General features: G+C 39.9%; 14 protein-coding genes and 1 riboswitch. Of the genes, 9 read left to right on the forward strand and 5 right to left on the reverse strand.

The annotated features are described in order from the left end of the window. Nucleotides 1-135: 135 nt before the first annotated feature. Both AAZR93_RS12080 and ubiK read right to left on the reverse strand, forming a co-directional pair. Complete coding sequence (locus AAZR93_RS12080; protein WP_294106762.1) at nt 136-1,539, reverse strand: cytochrome-c peroxidase; 1,404 nt, start codon at nt 1,537-1,539, stop codon at nt 136-138. A gap of 478 nt (nt 1,540-2,017) precedes the next feature. After that, entirely contained in the window at nt 2,018-2,287 is a 270-nt protein-coding gene (gene ubiK / locus AAZR93_RS12085; protein WP_294106764.1) for a ubiquinone biosynthesis accessory factor UbiK, read from the reverse strand. Between the two features lie 226 nt (nt 2,288-2,513). Beyond that, nucleotides 2,514-2,665, forward strand: a riboswitch (FMN riboswitch). 156 nt (nt 2,666-2,821) lie between these two features. Here ubiK and ribB point away from each other — a divergent pair. Further along, a complete protein-coding gene (gene ribB / locus AAZR93_RS12090; RefSeq protein WP_294106766.1) occupies nt 2,822-3,475 on the forward strand; it encodes a 3,4-dihydroxy-2-butanone-4-phosphate synthase in 654 nt (217 codons plus the stop codon). A gap of 165 nt (nt 3,476-3,640) precedes the next feature. Then, the gene (ygiD, locus tag AAZR93_RS12095; RefSeq protein ID WP_294106768.1) at nt 3,641-4,444 is read left to right on the forward strand and encodes a 4,5-DOPA dioxygenase extradiol; all 804 of its coding nucleotides are present in this window, start codon (nt 3,641-3,643) and stop codon (nt 4,442-4,444) included. A gap of 437 nt (nt 4,445-4,881) precedes the next feature. Here ygiD and AAZR93_RS12100 read toward each other — a convergent pair whose 3' ends face one another. From AAZR93_RS12100 to tolC, 3 genes are all read right to left on the reverse strand, one after another. Continuing rightward, on the reverse strand, nt 4,882-6,042 hold the full coding sequence (locus AAZR93_RS12100) for a glutathionylspermidine synthase family protein (RefSeq protein WP_434719938.1): 1,161 nt from the start codon (nt 6,040-6,042) through the stop codon (nt 4,882-4,884). A gap of 6 nt (nt 6,043-6,048) precedes the next feature. Then, a complete protein-coding gene (locus tag AAZR93_RS12105) occupies nt 6,049-6,750 on the reverse strand; it encodes a DUF1190 family protein (RefSeq protein ID WP_336430461.1) in 702 nt (233 codons plus the stop codon). 403 nt (nt 6,751-7,153) lie between these two features. After that, nucleotides 7,154-8,539 (reverse strand): outer membrane channel protein TolC, encoded by a 1,386-nt coding sequence (tolC, locus tag AAZR93_RS12110; RefSeq protein ID WP_294106774.1) that lies wholly within the window; start codon nt 8,537-8,539, stop codon nt 7,154-7,156. A 330-nt stretch (nt 8,540-8,869) separates the two neighbouring features. Here tolC and nudF point away from each other — a divergent pair, with 330 nt between their 5' ends. The 7 genes from nudF (at nt 8,870) to ftsP (ending at nt 18,244) form a co-directional block, all read left to right on the forward strand. Continuing rightward, nucleotides 8,870-9,508 carry an ADP-ribose diphosphatase gene (gene nudF, locus AAZR93_RS12115; RefSeq protein WP_434719939.1) on the forward strand — a complete coding sequence of 213 codons (639 nt, stop codon included), beginning with the start codon at nt 8,870-8,872 and terminating at the stop codon, nt 9,506-9,508. A 251-nt stretch (nt 9,509-9,759) separates the two neighbouring features. After that, nucleotides 9,760-10,599 carry a 3',5'-cyclic-AMP phosphodiesterase gene (cpdA, locus tag AAZR93_RS12120; protein ID WP_294106777.1) on the forward strand — a complete coding sequence of 280 codons (840 nt, stop codon included), beginning with the start codon at nt 9,760-9,762 and terminating at the stop codon, nt 10,597-10,599. A gap of 7 nt (nt 10,600-10,606) precedes the next feature. Further along, on the forward strand, nt 10,607-11,188 hold the full coding sequence (yqiA, locus tag AAZR93_RS12125) for an esterase YqiA (protein ID WP_434719940.1): 582 nt from the start codon (nt 10,607-10,609) through the stop codon (nt 11,186-11,188). Nucleotides 11,189-11,335: 147 nt separating this feature from the next. Next, nucleotides 11,336-13,231, forward strand: a complete 1,896-nt coding sequence (gene parE / locus AAZR93_RS12130; protein ID WP_294106781.1) for a DNA topoisomerase IV subunit B — start codon at nt 11,336-11,338, stop codon at nt 13,229-13,231. Nucleotides 13,232-13,270: 39 nt separating this feature from the next. Continuing rightward, the gene (gene parC, locus AAZR93_RS12135; RefSeq protein ID WP_434719941.1) at nt 13,271-15,520 is read left to right on the forward strand and encodes a DNA topoisomerase IV subunit A; all 2,250 of its coding nucleotides are present in this window, start codon (nt 13,271-13,273) and stop codon (nt 15,518-15,520) included. 159 nt (nt 15,521-15,679) lie between these two features. After that, nucleotides 15,680-16,408 (forward strand): 1-acylglycerol-3-phosphate O-acyltransferase, encoded by a 729-nt coding sequence (locus AAZR93_RS12140; protein ID WP_294106785.1) that lies wholly within the window; start codon nt 15,680-15,682, stop codon nt 16,406-16,408. Between the two features lie 429 nt (nt 16,409-16,837). Further along, nucleotides 16,838-18,244 (forward strand): cell division protein FtsP, encoded by a 1,407-nt coding sequence (gene ftsP, locus AAZR93_RS12145; RefSeq protein ID WP_294106787.1) that lies wholly within the window; start codon nt 16,838-16,840, stop codon nt 18,242-18,244. The last annotated feature ends 76 nt before the right edge of the window (nt 18,245-18,320 follow it).

Here is an 18,320-nt window from a genome sequence, read left to right on the forward strand (position 1 = left end):
AATTGGGCTTTTTTTTGCGTGTAACCAAAATTACGCCATGGAAAAGACGATGATAGAAATGACTAATGACAATTTAAAAAATAGCACCACGCTGATGGTTTGTGGTGCTATACATTATTTAATGAGTATCAAAGGCTAGTGTGCTTTACTTTGTTGCACATACGGGGTGTATACACCCGTTAGGCTCTCAAGGAAGGACACAATGTCATCGACATCTTTTTGAGGCAGTTCAGTACCAACTTGATAACGTAGCATTAATTTGACAGCTTCATCCATTGTGGCGACATCACCACGGTGAAAGTAAGGTGCTGTTAAGGCAATATTACGCAAAGTAGGGACTTTTTGGCGAAGCTTGTCCCGCTCATCTGAGGTCACATTCATACGACCAATATCTGCCGGGTGTAATTCACCAAATTCAAAGTCTTTTTTCAGACCGAGAGGTTCAAAAGAGCGACCGCCAAGGATCACGCCACCATGGCATGTTGCACATTTATTTTCCTTAAATAGCTGATAACCTTGTTTTTGTTGAGCAGTTAACGCATTTTCATCACCCCGTAGCCAGTTATCAAATGGGGAGTTCGGCGTAATTAATGTTTTTTCAAATTCAGCAATCGCATCAGTGATGGTATCTCCCGTAAATCCTTCAGGATAAACGATATTAAAATCTTGTTTTAAAACGGTATCTTTATCTAATTTACTTATGATTTCATCCCAAGATTTAGATGCCATCTCAATTGGATTTAATGGTGGGCCACCGGCTTGTACTTGTAAGGTTGGAGCTCTTCCATCCCAAAATTGTTCAACATTAAATGTGGAATTAAAGACGGTTGGTGCATTGATTGGTCCTACTGCGCCACCAACACCAATGGATGTTTTACGACCATCAACTCCCCCTGCATTCAATGCATGGCAGTGCGCGCAGGATATTGTGCTGTCTCCTGATAAGCGTGAGTCATGATAAAGACGAAAGCCAAGAGCAACTTTTTGTTCGTCTACTTCGATTGATTGTGGAATGGGCTGAATGGGTTCATTAAGGTGCTCTTTTGCCGTATCCGCACTTGCATAATACTGTTTGCGCTGGTTTGCTATCCAGCTAAGTAAATTAGCGCGTTCCTCATCACTTACACTGCTTGCCCAGTGAAGAGCGACATAGCGAGTAGGGGGCATTGTATGATTTTGCATAACCCATTCAATTTTATTTAGCTCACTTTGTGGAACCGCTGTCCCAGATATTAGTGCTGCGCGAGCAGTTTCAAGATTAAAGGATTTATAGCCAAGTTGAATATCATAATCCATTAATTGCTTAGCGATTGGGAACGATGCATAGGCGGGTAATTCAGTTGACGGGGTATGGCAGTAATCACATCCTTTTTCATTAAAAAAATTTAGGATTTGAGTATTTTCCGCTAGCGTTGAAGCGGGAATGTCGTTATTAAGCTTTCGTTGATTATCATGATACCAGACATAGCCCGATAATCCGAAATAACCAAATAAAAGCAAAAATACGATGGCAACCGTAATACGAGTAAGTTTTTTCATTACACTATCCTTGAGATATTGCGGTTAATTATTTTTAATTAATTTATAGACAACACCCTATAATGGATAAATTAATATAATTAGATTTGATTTTTATCAAAGATAGCCATTGGTTTAATCGATTGATAAAATAGCTTTTACCTATTGATTAAAAAAATAATATTGTGAATACACATTATAAGGATTAAATAGATAATAAAGAGATATTTTAAATTACAGCTAACAAATTGATTATTATTTGTTTTTTAGTGTTTTTATTATCTGAGGCTTAATGGGAATTACGGCACGAAATGTAATCTCAATATAGACGTTATTTTTTAAGATAATTAAAAAGAGAAAAAATATTTTTCTTTATATTTTATAAACCCTCAAATACATATGAATATAGCTTAAATAGTTTTATAGCTAAATATCTATTTGAATTTTTCAAATAAAGTGACTCATTAATTGAAATCACTTTACCCGTCAATTAATGAGCTTACTTTTCTTCGGTCACGTTATCGTCATTAAAACGTGCTTCCAGTGCACTAACGCGCTGTTCCATTTGCATGAGTTTTTCACGAGTACGCAATAAAACTTGAGTCTGAATATCGAATTCTTCTCTACTGACTAAATCAAGTTTGCCAAGTTGTGATTGTAATAGTGAGCGTAGTTTTTTATCAAAGTCTTCACCTAAATCACGGACACCTTGTGGTAAAGCGCCTTGGATTTGACGTGCAACTTGTTCAAGTTTTTTCGGATCGAGCATTCGCGGGTCCTTAAATTTTTAGTAAAAAGGTTTTCAGTAGTTTAATACTTGCAGGGCAATCAATAAACCTCTTTATTCCCTTTACGCATCATAGTTCTGGTTGAGGTAGTGTTGGTTTCGCTCATTATCGACTAAGTCATTCATTTTTATTGACGAAAAATGTGAGTGATTCTCCAATATTGATTTTCATCGTTGCACAGTCGAAATATTGGCGCTATATTAATTGCGTTTATCTCAGGGCGGGGTGTAAGTCCCCACCGGCGGTAACATGCATCGAGCATGAAGCCCGCGAGCGCTTTATCATTTTGGTGGTAAAGGTCAGCAGATCCAGTGTAAATCTGGAGCCGACGGTTATAGTCCGGATGGGAGAGAATTAACTGTATCTGCATGTTTGTGCTATTTAGCACAATATTGTTCTGCATACCTGAATTTATAAATGGCGATGGCTCATTTATCTATTCATCATTTCTCGTACTCCTAAGACTGCCCTGATTCTGGTAACTAAATAATTTACATTTTTAAGAGGTTTTTACCATGAATCAGACGCTACTTTCAGAATTCGGTAACCCGAACGAACGTGTTGAAAATGCTATAGAAGCACTACGCCAAGGTAAGGGTATTCTTGTTCTTGATGATGAAGATCGTGAGAACGAAGGCGACCTTATTTTTGCTGCCGAAACAATGACGACGGAACAAATGGCATTTACTATTCGCTATAGCAGCGGGATTGTTTGCTTATGTATTACCGAAGAACGTCGCAAACAACTTGATATCCCTATGATGGTGGAAAATAACACTAGCCAAAACCAAACTGCATTTACTGTCACGATTGAAGCTGCGAAAGGGGTTACAACGGGCGTTTCTGCGGCGGATCGTACCACGACTATCCATACCGCTATCGCAGACAATGCAGTGCCGGCAGATATTAACCGCCCTGGACACGTATTTCCATTACGTGGACGTGAAGGTGGTGTGTTGGCGCGCCGCGGTCATACGGAAGCATCAATTGATTTGGCAACAATGGCAGGTTTCAAACCGGCGGGTGTCTTGTGTGAATTGACGAATGAAGATGGTTCAATGGCTCGCACACCTGAAGTTGTTGCTTTCGGAAGAGAGCACGGTTTAACGGTTGTGACGATTGAAGATCTCGTTAATTACCGTGAGCAACTAGCTAAAAAAGCAGGATAAGTTAGTCAATTAATACGTTAAGCATATAGCGCTAGGCCACGAAGTTGCACACCTTTGTGGCCTTTTCAATTTTTTTGATGATCATACTCATAATTACCCCACTGTGTTTCACGCTAAAAAGCGTATGCTGATAATAGAATCACTTTTGAGTGGAGTTTAATTATCATGTCAATCAATACCTCTGAACACACAAATAGAATGCCTGCTGTTTTTATTGGTCACGGCAGCCCAATGAATGCGGTTGCAGATAATCCATACACCAAAGCATGGGAAGAATTGGGCAAAACGTTACCAAGACCAAACGCTATTTTGGTGATTTCGGCGCACTGGTATACCAATGGAACTGCTATTACGGCAATGCAAAAACCTAAAACAATTCATGATTTTGGTGGCTTTCCTGATGAGCTCTATCAAATTCAGTATCCTGCGCCAGGCTCTCCTGAACTGGCTAAGCGAGTAGCAGAGATATTAGCTCCACAAGATATTTTTTTAGATAAAACTGAATGGGGTTTAGATCATGGAACGTGGGAAATTTTAGTCCGTATGTATCCGCAAGCGGACATCCCAGTTGTGCAATTGAGTATTGATGGCTCGAAGCCCGCAGCTTGGCACCATGAGTTAGGTCAAAAGCTCTCAAGTCTAAGAGATGAAGGCGTGCTAATTATGGGGAGTGGTAATGTGGTGCATAATTTAAGAGCGATGAATTGGCAAAATTCAGCTGCCGAACCTTATCCTTGGGCACTTACATTTGAACGGTTTGTTTATGATAATTTGAATAGCCATGAAAAACCACATCCATTGAGCAAAGCTTTAGATCGTGAAGATGGTAAGTTGTCTAATCCATCGCCAGAGCATTTTTTACCGATTCTACCAATCTTAGGGACTTGGGATGGCAGTGAGCCTATTTCAGTTCCTATCGAGGGGGTGGTTTCGGGGTCGTTGAGTATGATGTCTGTTGTTATCGGCTAGTTCTTTGTTGATATAGTTCCCGTCATACTTCGAGCTACAGGGGTGTTGGCTACACAAAGCTACCCGAATCACATACTTATGTATGCTCATCGGGATAGCTTCGCTTGCCGCCTACCTGTAACTCGAATTATTTAGGGAACACTTCGAACTTTTTAGATGGAAAGTCTAAAAAAACAAGAAAACTTTCTTTAAGGTAAATTCATATCGGGTTAACTCGAAACTTGAATTATTGAGAGAGTGCTCTTATCTCTTTGGATACAAAATCTAAAAAGTAAGAAAAAGTTTCTTTAAGATGGATTTGCGTAGTGCTAGTTCGAAAGTTAAATGATTTAGAAGTGGCATAGCAAAATGGGTGAAATTCATATAAAAAGTGCATAAAAAAGCCCAAATACAGATCTATTCTGTTTTTTGGGCTAGAGATATTTATTGCTTGAGTCTTAGTCGATGATCGTGTGTGGGTAAAAACGCGATAAATCTTGAGTGATCAATTCTTTATCTTCACGAATACAGATCCCTGCGGCTTGATCATTCACGAGCCAGCTTCCGACTAAAGTGTAACTACCTTCAAATTGAGGAAGTGGATGGAATTGCTGAATAATCATACCTTCTTCACCATATGGACCATCGACAGCTGCAATTTCTTTGCCGTGTTCGATAATTTTGATATTCGCCCCTTCACGAGAAAAAAGTGGCTTAATGACATAACTATCGAGTTCAGGTTTACTACCATCAGCGAAATAAGCTGCTAGCAGGTTAGGGTGATCTGGGAACATTTCCCATAGCATCGGTAATAGCGCTTTATTGGAAATAATACTCTTCCATGCAGGTTCTAACCAGCGAACGCCAGCATCTTGCAATTTGGTTGAGAAAATTTCTCTTAGCATAAATTCCCAAGGATATAACTTGAACAGGTTACTGATAACCTGATCTTGTGTATCGGAGAACTCACCTTTTTCGCCAAGACCAATTTCATCAATATATAAAAATTCAGTCGCGACGCCTGCTTCATTAGCACAATCTTGCAAGTATTGTACGGTGCCTCTGTCTTCATCCGTATCACGGCAACAAGACATATGCAGAAGACGAAAACCGTATTGATCTTTTAACTGAGTAAAGCGTTCGATCAACTGTTCTTGAATACTGTTAAATTGATCGGCGTTTTCAGGCAGTTTTCCGGCTTCAATTTGATCTTCTAACCAGATCCATTGAAAAAATGCAGATTCATACAAAGAGGTTGGCGTATCTGCATTGTTCTCAAGCAATTTAGGTGGATTTACACCGTCATAGGCGAGATCAAGTCTTGAGTACAGTGATGGTTGCTCACTTTTCCAAGAGCTACGTACGAACTCCCAGCAATGCTTAGGAATTTGAAAACGAGCAAGTAGTTCATCGCTTTCAACCACGCGCTCAACAACTTTCAAGCACATTTGATGCAACTCAGTGGTTGCATCTTCAAGCTCTTCAATTTGAGCGGTGGTGAATTGATAGTAGGCATCTTCAGACCAGTATGGTTCGCCATACATAGTGTGAAATTCAAAACCAAACTCAGACGCTTTTTCACGCCAATTAGGGCGCTCAACAATAGGGACGCGTTTCATTACTTATCAACCACCCATTGAACGGGAAGAGGTTGATTTTGAAGATGAAGAAGAACGTTGAGCCATTGCTTGCTTATTCACGCTATCACCAAACCCACCACGAGTGACTGTTGAAGTTGTTGGCGGTTTAGGTGCCATAGCTGTTTTTGGTACACTGATTGAACGGCCACCGGCAGTTGCAGAACCATAGCTTTTACCTGTTGAGTCAACAAATTTACCATTGGCTGGGCTCGCTGGGTTTTTGGAACTAAATAGTGGTTGAGATGCAGCGCCACCGCCCATCATACGACCCATCATGTAGCCCATCATTAATGGCATCCACATGCTGCCGCCGCCACTTTGAGCTTGTGCAGTTTGCTCGCCATTTGTTGAGCTAGTTCCTGCAATACCTGCTTGAGCGGGTGCTTGGGTACACATTGATTCACCAAACTCAGCAATACAGTCTGCTTGAGTTGCATATTTAGGCGCGGTTTTTGCTGCTTCTTGCAAAGCATTATTATAAGCAATTGTACATTGCTCAGCTTGCGATGGATTTGCTTGGCTACAATCTTGAGCGTTAGTATACAGAGATACTGTTTCGTCGCTTTCTTCACAGGCTGAAAGCATAAATACAGCACTGACCGCTACAGCGACAGGCGCTAAACGATATGAACGCCAAGACTTACGGAAGGCGTTTTGATTAATATTTTTGGTGCGCTTCATGGTCATGGTAATTGCCCTGAATAAAAGTAAGATGTTAATTTCCTCACTCTAGGATAGGTGAAATACGCTGAAAATTAAAGCAGAAATATAGTATAAATAGGGCGAAGTTATCATTTTTATAAATTTATGCCATTTTTTAGTGTTTAATTCTCATAACTCGGCTAATGAATTTATTATTTTTGTTTTAAATCAGTTAATTAATCAATGCTGAGTTTTGATGTGTCGAGATGATTAGCTAGTTGGGAATTGGCTGAATTTTATAAAAAGAGTGGTTGAAAACTAAGGTAACGGATCTAATATCGTTAAAACATGATTTTTACCGCATTTTTATCGTATTAGATAGTATGTGATGGATTTCAGATAAAAAATAACCCGCAAATTTAGCGGGTTATTTTTCATTAATTCAAGATTATTGAATTTTTGGCGCATCAATATTACGAATAATACTATTTGGCGCAGTTGAAATTTCTTTGCCTAAGCTTGCATTGAGACGAGCAATATCTTCTTCGTTCAATGTACCGCGAGCAAATTCAATATTCAGTTGGTTAATCATGTAGTCATAACGTGCGTTAGATAGGCTTTGTTTTGCTTGATAAAGCGCAGTCGTCGCTGTTAATACATCAACAATCGTACGGGTTCCCACTTGATAACTGGCTTCCATTGCATCTAAAGAGCTCTGAGCAGAAACAACCACCTGTTTATAGGCGTTGATGCTACTGATAGATGATGAAATGTTGTTATAAGATGAACGGACGAGCTGAATAACATTACGATAAATGCTTTCAAGTTGCTCACTTGCACCTTGGAAACCGTACTGTGCTTGTTCAACTTGTGAACTAGTCGCGCCGCCTGAGTAAATAGGTACACTCAAGGTTAAGCCGATACTATTTTGACCGTTATAACTGTTTCGTGCGCTATTAGATAAGTTGTCGTAGCCGCTACCGTGGTTATTCGTATTGGTGACACTCGTTGAAGCATCAAGACTTACCGTTGGCATATGGCCTGTTTCAGCTAAACGAATATTTTCACGCGAAACATCTTGCGCTAAACGCGCACTGAGCAAACTAAGGTTACGCTCTTCTGCTTCTTTCAAAATCACATCAACGTTATCAGGATCAGTTGTTTTAAAACGATCGATATTCAGTGATGCAAGTTGTACGTAATAAACACCACTGACTTGGCGTAATTTTTCTACCGCATTTTCTAAGTCATTACGGCCAGCAACTTCTTGAGCGATAACGCTATCATAGTTAGCACGGGCGTTTTGCACGTCAGTAATTGCTGCTAAACCGACATTAAAGCGTTGAGTTGTTTGGTCTAATTGGCGATAAACAGCTTCTTTATTTGCTTCAATATAAGATAAAGCATCAATAGCTTTCAACACGTTAAAATACGCGGTTGCTGTATCTAAAATAAGTTGTTGTTGACCAGTTTGATAAGTTACATCAGAAATGCCTGCTGTTTTTTCTTGCAGGGTCAGTTGACGCCATTTAGACATATCAAAAACGGTTTGAGATAATTTTAATGATGCATTTAGACCATTACTTTCTGTATTTCTTGCATCACGATAGCCGCTACCATAGGTAGCACCAGCACCTAAGCCTAATTGCGGTAATAATGGGCTACGCGCTTCATTAATTTTCTCAAAAGCTTGGTTACGTTCTGCTAATGTTTTTCTGAGCTCAGGGTTACTTTCTTTCGATTTTTGGTAAACCTGTAGTAAATCTTCTGAATAGCTATTGGCACTGAGACCCACAAAACTCATTGCAATAAAGAGGGGAAGCAGTTTCTTCATTTGGATTCCTTGATTAAACAGCAAATTATGTTGAGCCTGTTGTCTAAATCTATCATGATGTTTGATAGTTGCTACTGATATTATAGGAGTTAATTATTACTCCTATAATATCAACAGTTTTAGAGACAATAATAAATAGGCTTATTGTTGCTCATATATATGAATAATGGCGCTCATTGTAACAGAGGATCGCTTATGATAACGGTAGCCTTTTGTGCCATTTTGTCTTAATAGTTTAAACATTACCTCATTTGAGGTTAAAAAACCTCAAAAACTGTTTTAATCCACAATTTTTCCTTAATCAGGAAATTAAGATCTCAGGAGAACATGATGGTAGATAAAACAGAATCACCTGTTAAATATGGTAAAAAAGATATTGAGATAATATCTAAGCGTAAATTATTTAATGGTTTTTTTCAAATGACTGAATATCGTTTTCGCCATCGATTATTTGAAGGTTCATGGAGTAATGAGATAACACGGGAAGTTTTCGAACGCGGGCACGCAGGCGTTGTTTTACCCTATGACCCTAAAACTGATAGTGTTGTTTTAATTGAGCAAATTCGTTTGCCTGCCATCGAGACGAGCGAGACACCTTGGCTACTTGAAGCAGTGGCCGGTATGATTGAACTGAATGAATCAGCAGAAGATGTCATTCGCCGTGAATCTATTGAAGAAGCCGGTTTAACAATAGGGCGCGCTGAAAAAGCGCTTAGCTATCTTTCTAGTCCAGGCGGCACTACCGAGCGTATGCATGTTTATATCGGTGAGGTAGATAGTACGAAAGCTAACGGTATTCATGGCTTGAAGACTGAAAATGAAGATATTCGAGTACATGTGGTCAGCCGTGAGCAAGCTTATAAGTGGGTTGAAAATGGTACGATTGATAACGCAGCAACGGTAATCGCAATTCAGTGGTTACAGCTCAATTATCAAAAACTTTATGAAAAATGGATGAATCTGTTTTAAATAACAATTAATCTTAGGGAAGTGTGTGCTAATTGGCAGATATTTAACTAATTACTCGTCATACTTCAAATTACTCGTCATACTTTAAGCTGTAAGTTCGTTGGCTGCTTTTAGCAACCCAAGTTACATACTGATGTGTGCTCCTTGGGATAGCTTCATTTGCCGCCTTCTTACAACTTAAATTATTTAGAATAGTTATAGTGAATAGAATAAGTTAGGGTATAAATAATATTTAAGGAAAAGGAATACTTTTGGACAGCCAGCTTGAAGTGACTGCAAAGAACTCGAAAGTCGTGAGAATTTTACAGGTTACTGATACGCATCTTTTTGCTGATACGGAAAATACCCTTTTAGGGATTAACACTTACCGAAGTTATCAAGCGGTACTTGATGCTATTATAGAACAAAATCTACCTATTGACCTCATTGTGGCAACAGGGGACTTAGTCCAAGATCAATCTCCGAAAGCTTATCAACATTTTGCGACGGGTATTGAAAGAATATCTGCGCCTTGCGTTTGGTTACCCGGCAATCATGATTATCCACCAGCAATGGTTGAATCCTTAAGAGTGGCAGGTATATCGAGTGCAAAGCAAATTTTGATTGATAAAGAATGGCAGATTTTGATGCTTGATAGCCAACTACAAGATGTTGCACACGGTGAGTTATCTGAACAGCAATTGGAGTGGATGAAGTGTTGTTTAGATAATGAGCCAGAACGTACAACGATTATCATGTTGCATCATCACCCGCTATCTTCCGGCTGCACATGGCTTGATCAACATAGTCTGCGAAATTCACATACTTTAGCTGATTATTTAAAAAAATATTCAAATGTTAAAGCAATGCTGTGTGGGCATATTCACCAAGAGATGGATGAATATTGGCATGGTATTCGCTTGTTGGCTACGCCATCTACTTGTGTGCAGTTTAAGCCACATTGTACTAATTTTGCATTGGATACTGTTGCGCCGGGTTGGCGCTATCTTGAATTGACAGTAGATGCGCAAGGTAAAAGGCAGGTTAATACCGTTGTTCATCGTTTAGAGACAAGAGAGTTTAACCCTGACTTAAATTCAGATGGTTACTAATTAGCTTATGTCGACACTACTTTATATACATGGTTTTAATAGTTCACCTCAGTCGGTTAAGGCGAGTAGCCTAAAACAATGGGTTGAAAAAAATTATCCACATATCAATATGATTGTGCCGCAATTACCCAATTACCCAAAGCAAGCTGAAGCTGTCTTAAATGATATTATTATGCAGTATCAGCATGAGAAAATAGGTTTAGTGGGTTCGTCCCTTGGGGGATATTTTTCTATTTGGTTTTCTGAGCGTTATCAACTGCCCGCCGTCTTAGTTAATCCAGCCGTTCGCCCTTTTGATCTACTGCAAGATTATTTAGGGGAGAACACGAATCCTTATACACAAGAAAAATATCTACTGGAATCTAAGCACATAGATGAGTTAAAGTCCCTGCATATTGAGCAGCTAAGATCGCCTAATTTGATTTGGTTATTACAGCAGATGGGTGATGAAGTACTCGATTATCGTGAAGCTGTTGCCTATCTTTCTAAGAGTAAACAAACAGTTGAATCTGGCGGTAATCATGCATTTGTTGGTTTTGAAGCTTACTTCCCTCAAATGATACATTTTCTGGATTTAGCAGAGAAATAGTGTCAAAACGCATATACACTGTTATTATCAACAGTAACTTACTAGTTGAATTGTTTAACATATATAGACCTAATGATTCAAGATACATGCAACTTTGTGTATGGCGAGTATAATTCAACTAATCACCTATTACCGCAGAATGACAATATGACTCAATCTAGTTATAACGCAGAGGACATTGAAGTTCTCAGTGGTTTGGAGCCTGTTCGTCGTCGTCCTGGTATGTATACGGACACCAGTCGACCGAATCATTTGGCACAAGAAGTAATTGATAACAGTGTTGATGAAGCCTTAGCAGGTCATGCGGGGCACATCGAGGTTATTTTATATCCCGACCAATCATTAGAAGTTATTGATGACGGGCGTGGCATGCCTGTTGATATTCACCCCGAAATGAAAGTTTCTGCTGTTGAGCTTATTTTAAGCCAGCTTCATGCCGGTGGTAAGTTTTCAAACAAAAATTACCAGTTTTCAGGTGGATTACATGGGGTTGGTATCTCTGTTGTAAATGCATTATCAAAACGTATTGAAGTTAAAGTACGCCGTGATGGACAAATTCATCAAATTGCTTTTGAAAATGGCGACAAAGTAGAAGAACTGCATGTTATTGGGACCTGTGGCAAACGTAACACAGGTACTAGCGTGCGTTTTTGGCCAGATGTTAGCTATTTTGATAGTCCTAAATTTTCAGTTTCGCGTTTAATGCACAACCTAAAAGCAAAAGCAGTTTTATGCCCTGGCGTGAAAATTACGTTTAAGGATCAGCTCAATAATACAGAGCAAAGCTGGTGCTATACGGATGGATTGACTGATTATTTAATGGAATCAGTCGATGGACTAGAAACATTGCCAGAAAAACCGTTTACAGGTGATTTTTCTAGTGAAACGGAAGCCGCTCAATGGGCATTGTTATGGCTACCAGAAGGTGGCGAATTACTTACTGAAAGTTATGTTAATTTAATCCCAACTGCTCAAGGGGGAACTCACGTTAATGGTTTGCGCCAAGGCCTACTTGATGCGATGCGTGAGTTTTGTGAGTTTCGCAATATCTTACCTCGGGGCGTTAAATTATCGGCGGATGATATTTGGGAACGCTGCGCTTACGTTCTTTCAGTTAAAATGCAAGACCCGCAATTTGCTGGGCAAACGAAAGAGCGTCTCTCTTCTCGCCAGTGTGCGGCCTTTGTTTCCGGTGTTCTCAAAGATGCTTTTAGTTTGTGGTTGAATCAAAACGTTCAAGTTGCAGAACAGTTAGCTGAAATGGCGATATCCAGCGCACAACGCCGTATGCGTGCTGCGAAAAAAGTGGTTCGTAAGAAATTAACTAGCGGTCCAGCTTTACCGGGCAAATTAGCGGATTGTAGTTCGCAAGATTTAAGCATGACAGAGTTGTTTCTTGTGGAAGGGGACTCTGCTGGTGGCTCTGCTAAACAGGCTCGTGATCGTGAATATCAAGCTATTATGCCGTTGCGCGGTAAAATTTTAAACACTTGGGAAGTCTCTTCTGATGAGGTATTAGCCTCACAAGAGGTCCATGATATCTCAGTAGCCATTGGTATGGACCCTGATAGTGAAGATCTTAGCCAGCTTCGCTACGGTAAAGTCTGTATTCTTGCGGATGCAGACTCCGATGGATTACATATTGCGACACTACTGTGTGCATTATTTGTGCGCCATTTCCTTGCGTTAGTGAAAGCAGGGCATGTCTATATGGCAATGCCTCCGTTATATCGTATCGACTTGGGTAAAGAGACACACTACGCTTTAGATGAAAGCGAAAAAAATGCAATTCTTGACAAGTTAAGCCGTAAAAGAGGCAAACCAAACGTACAACGTTTTAAAGGCTTGGGGGAAATGAACCCACTTCAGCTACGTGAAACGACGCTAGATCCAAATACGCGTCGCCTTGTTCAGCTAGTCATCGATGATGAAAATTATCCAGAAACTCTTGCTGTTATGGATATGCTTTTGGCGAAAAAACGTTCTGAAGACCGCCGTAATTGGTTGCAAGAAAAAGGCGATATGGCAGAAATTGATGTTTAACATCCTCCATGTGATGAGAAAGAGTAAGGAACGTATTCAATGAGTGAAATTACTCATGATGGCGTAGAGCGCTTACCGCTCCACGCCTTTACTGAGAGCGCCTATCTGAACTATTCGATGTACGTCATCATGGATAGGGCGTTACCCTTTATTGGCGATGGACTAAAACCTGTCCAGCGTCGTATCGTGTATGCGATGTCTGAACTCGGACTGAGCAATGCGGCAAAATATAAAAAATCGGCGAGAACCGTCGGGGACGTATTAGGTAAATATCACCCTCATGGTGATAGTGCCTGCTATGAAGCTATGGTTTTGATGGCTCAGCCATTCTCTTATCGTTATCCATTAGTTGATGGGCAAGGTAACTGGGGGGCACCGGATGATCCTAAATCATTTGCTGCCATGCGTTATACCGAATCTCGCTTATCTAAATATGCAGAAACGTTGTTGAGTGAACTTGCTCATGGCACGGTTGATTGGGTGCCTAACTTTGATGGCACATTAAATGAGCCTAAAATGTTGCCAGCGCGTTTACCAAATATTCTACTTAATGGTACGACGGGTATTGCGGTGGGAATGGCGACAGATATTCCACCACACAATGCGCGAGAAGTCGCTAATGCCGTTATTGCTTTGCTGGAAAAACCAACCTTAACGCTTGATGATGTTATGACGTTTGTTCCAGGGCCTGATTACCCAACCGAAGCGGAGATTATTTCTTCTCCTCATGATCTTCGAAAGATATATCAAACGGGGAAAGGCTCTGTGCGTATGCGCGCAATTTGGGAAAAAGAGGATGGTAATGCAGTTATTACCGCATTACCTCATCAGGTTTCCGGCGCTAAAATCTTAGAACAAATCGCAAGCCAAATTCGTTCGAAAAAATTACCTATGGTGGAGGATTTACGTGATGAATCTAATCATGAGAACCCAACACGTTTAGTGATTGTTCCTCGAAGTAATCGCGTTGACTTAGAGCAAGTGATGACTCACTTGTTTGCAACGACCGATTTAGAAAGAAGTTATCGCGTCAATCTGAATATGATTGGTTTAGATCATCGACCATCAGTAAAAGGATTGGTTGAGATCCTGAACGAATGGATAGTTTATCGGCGCCAAACCGTTCGAAATCGTTTAAGCCATCGATTAGAAAAAGTCTTAAGACGCCTGCATATTTTAGATGGTTTATTAATTGCTTATCTCAATATTGATGAAGTCATTGAAATCATTCGTGCAGAAGATGAACCGAAGCCTGTTTTAATGTCGCGTTTTAATATTTCGGATACACAGGCTGAAGCGATCCTTGAGATAAAACTCCGTCATTTAGCTAAACTCGAAGAAATGAAAATTCGTGGTGAGCAAGATGAACTCGCGAAAGAACGCGATGAACTACAAAGTATTTTAGGTTCCGAACGTAAACTGAATACACTTATCAAAAAAGAAATTCAGGCTGATGCAAAAATATATGGTGATGACCGACGTTCACCATTGCACGAGCGTGAAGAAGCGAAAGCGATGAGTGAGCACGAAATCCTACCTTCAGAGCCAATTACTGTCGTGTTATCTGATATGGGCTGGGTGCGTAGTGCAAAAGGGCATGATATTGAGCCTACTAACCTGAGTTATAAAGCAGGGGATGGCTTTAAAGAGGCGGCCCGAGGAAAAACTAATCAAGCTGCAGTGTTCCTTGATACTACAGGGCGTAGCTACGCGATTGACCCGTTGGAATTACCGTCAGCACGTAGCCAAGGCGAGCCTTTAACAGGTAAACTTACATTGCCACCAGGCGCGTCTATTGAGCATGTTCTAATGGCGCCTGAAGAGCAAAAATATTTAATGGCATCCGATGCGGGTTACGGTTTTATCTGTACCTTTAGCGATTTGGTGACTAAAAATAAAACCGGTAAGGCTTTAATATCATTACCTGAAAATGCAAAAGTTCTCTCACCTATTGAGCTGCATAACGAACAAGAAGATCTCTTGTTGGCAATTACTAAAGCTGGGCGTATGTTGATATTCCCAGTTGCCGATTTGCCGCAGCTTTCAAAGGGTAAAGGTAATAAGATAATCAATATTACGGGTTCTCAGGCTGCAAGTGGCGAAGATCTATTGACTTGGCTGATGGTTTTACCTAGTCAAGGTTCGATGACGCTTTATTATGGCAAGCGAAAACTGAAATTTAAGCCAGAAGATTTACAGAAATATCGTTCAGAGCGTGGACGTAAAGGAACATCTCTACCACGCGGGCTTCATAATATCGAGCGGATCGAGATTGATTCTGTAGACTAAAATTAATAATATCCCTAAAGTTGTTTAAACAGCGACATGCGGTGATTAAAACTACCCCGATGAATATTAAAATAGGTGATTCGGGGCGTAAAATACGTTCACAATGTATCTGTGTTGGTTAAATAGCTTTGAGGGAGTTTTAACGATTTGAGGAAGAGTATGTTAGCGCTTATTCGAGCGATTTTGGTTTTGATATATACAATATTGGTCTGTGTTGTTGGCGGAATTTATTGTTTACTTAGCCCTCGTAATCCAAAACATGTGATGACCTTTTCACATTTGTTTGGAAAACTGCATAAAGTGTTAGGCATTAAACTGGTAGACCGTATACCTCCAGCGGCGAAAAATTATGGGCCCAGTATTTATATTGGTAATCACCAAAATAATTACGATATGGTAACCATGTCTAATGGGGTTCAACCAAGAACGGTAACGGTAGGTAAGCGTAGTCTATTATTTATTCCGTTTTTTGGTTTTTTATATTGGATCACGGGCAATATCCTTATTGACCGAGGAAACCGATCAAAGGCGCATAATACGATTTCACAGGTTTCAGACCAAATTATTAAACGTAAAATATCAGTTTGGATGTTTCCTGAAGGAACGCGTAGCCGTGGTCGTGGCTTGCTGCCATTTAAAACGGGTGCCTTTCATGCAGCAATAGCAGCAGGTGTGCCTATTGTTCCTGTTTGTGTTTCTAGCACAGAAGGAAAGATTAAACTTAATCGTTGGAATAATGGTTATGTGATTGTTGAAATGCTCGATCCAATAGATACGTCAAAATACACTCGCGAGCAAGTGAGGGAATTATCCGAATATTGTCATCGCTTGATGGAAGCTAAGATAAAAGAGCTAGATAGGGAAGTTGCTGAGTTGAATAAGCAATAAGATAGCAATCGTATTTAAAGTTGTTGGTGGGTGAGTTTTGTTTTGCTTTCCATCTGCAACTTTACTTATTAAGAGCCTAGCTCGTTAAATAATAAACATTTCTAAACGACCATTTTAATGGTTGGGATCATGTTTTTTGTCTGTTTATTGGGACAACTTCAATTTTTCCGCTTGTCAGCCTCAATTGTTTTACCTAAATACCCTTATTATTTATATTCCAATTAGTTAAATTTTAATTATTTGCAAAGATATTTTTAGAGTTTAATCTTTTTTCGCGATATCATGACACCAAATTTTATTTCAGTATAAAATCATTGCGTCTAAGGCGTGATATTGCTGGCGCTAACCTAAAATTAGCCATATAAATGGCTTGTAATTTAAAATATCTAATAATAATAAGCGCTGGAATTTTTGTTTAGCGGAGAATTTATGTCATTCAGTCGGTGTCAGTCCCTTCTTATTGCAGGGGTGGCTTTGTGTATGTCTTATGTGCCTAGTAATGCTAGTGCTAATGGAACAACCCTACTTCCGGTTCCACCATTATTAGAATCTCGCTCAGGTCAGCCTCTATTTTTAACATTACAGAAAATACATTGGTCTTTTGATGGCAAGTATTCTGCTGATGTATGGGGAGTTAATGGGTCATCACCTGGACCAACAATTAGAGTAAAAGATGGCGATGATCTAAAACTGATTTACAGTAATAGGTTGCCTGATGCTGTATCAATGACGATCAGTGGTTTACAAATCACGGGGACGCAAGTTGGTGGTGCGGCAAGACTGATTTCACCAAATGCGGATTGGTCGCCGGTGATCCCTATTCGTCAAAATGCAGCCACACTTTGGTATCATGCGAACACCCAAGGAAAGATGGGAGAGCAGATTCATAATGGTCTACTTGGTATGTGGATAGTTGACGATGAATCGAGTAAAAATTTACGCTTACCAAAACATTATGGCGTTGATGATTTTCCTATCATTATTCAAGATAAACGATTAGATAACTTTGGTGTGCCTGAATATCAGGCTGATGAAAATGGCTTTATTGGTGATTCATTATTAGTCAATGGTGTTCAAGATCCCTACCTTGAAGTTTCCCGTGGTTGGATCCGTTTAAGGTTACTTAATGCCTCAAATTCTAGACGCTATGTGATGAAAATCAGTGATGGTAGGCCGTTTGCGATGATAGCGTCAGACCAAGGATTTTTGACGGCTCCAGTAAATATTCAAGAATTACCTCTCGCGCCAGGGGAGCGTAGAGAAGTATTGATTGATATGGCAAAAACGCAAGAGCTAACAATCACGGCTGGTGAGTCGGCAACCTTTATGGATAGAGTCAAAGGGCTGTTTGAACCATCGTCTTCATTAATTTCAACGAATGTTTTAACGATTAAAGCAACGGGTTTAATGTCATTAGTCACAGATGGTTTACCTACGCAGCTTGTGGATGATAAAACGCAGGTTACATCGTCGATTACTAATCGTGATATTCGTCTTGATGAGCCATATGGTATTAATAATGTGACGATTGACACCAACCGAGTGGATATCACCAGCCGTCAAGGTAGCTGGGAGCGTTGGACTGTGACGAGTAGTGTACCTCAAGCATTTCATATTGAAGGCGTACGTTTTAAAGTGATTAATCGTAATGGCCAGCCAACTCAACCGGAAGATTTTGGTTGGAAAGACACGGTTTGGGTTGATGGACGAACTGAATTATTGGTTCAAATGATGCAGCCATCTTATAATCATTTTCCATTTTTATTCTATAGTCAAAACTTGGAAAAAGCGGATTTAGGATCAGTGGGTCAACTTGTTGTGACACCCCAAGAGTAACAATATGCGTATTGCAAAATAAAAGCAGGCACTATGCCTGCTTTTATTCGTTTTAATTCTGGTTAATTAGCGATCA

Source organism: Providencia sp. Je.9.19, from assembly GCF_051129765.1.
GTDB lineage: Bacteria > Pseudomonadota > Gammaproteobacteria > Enterobacterales > Enterobacteriaceae > Providencia.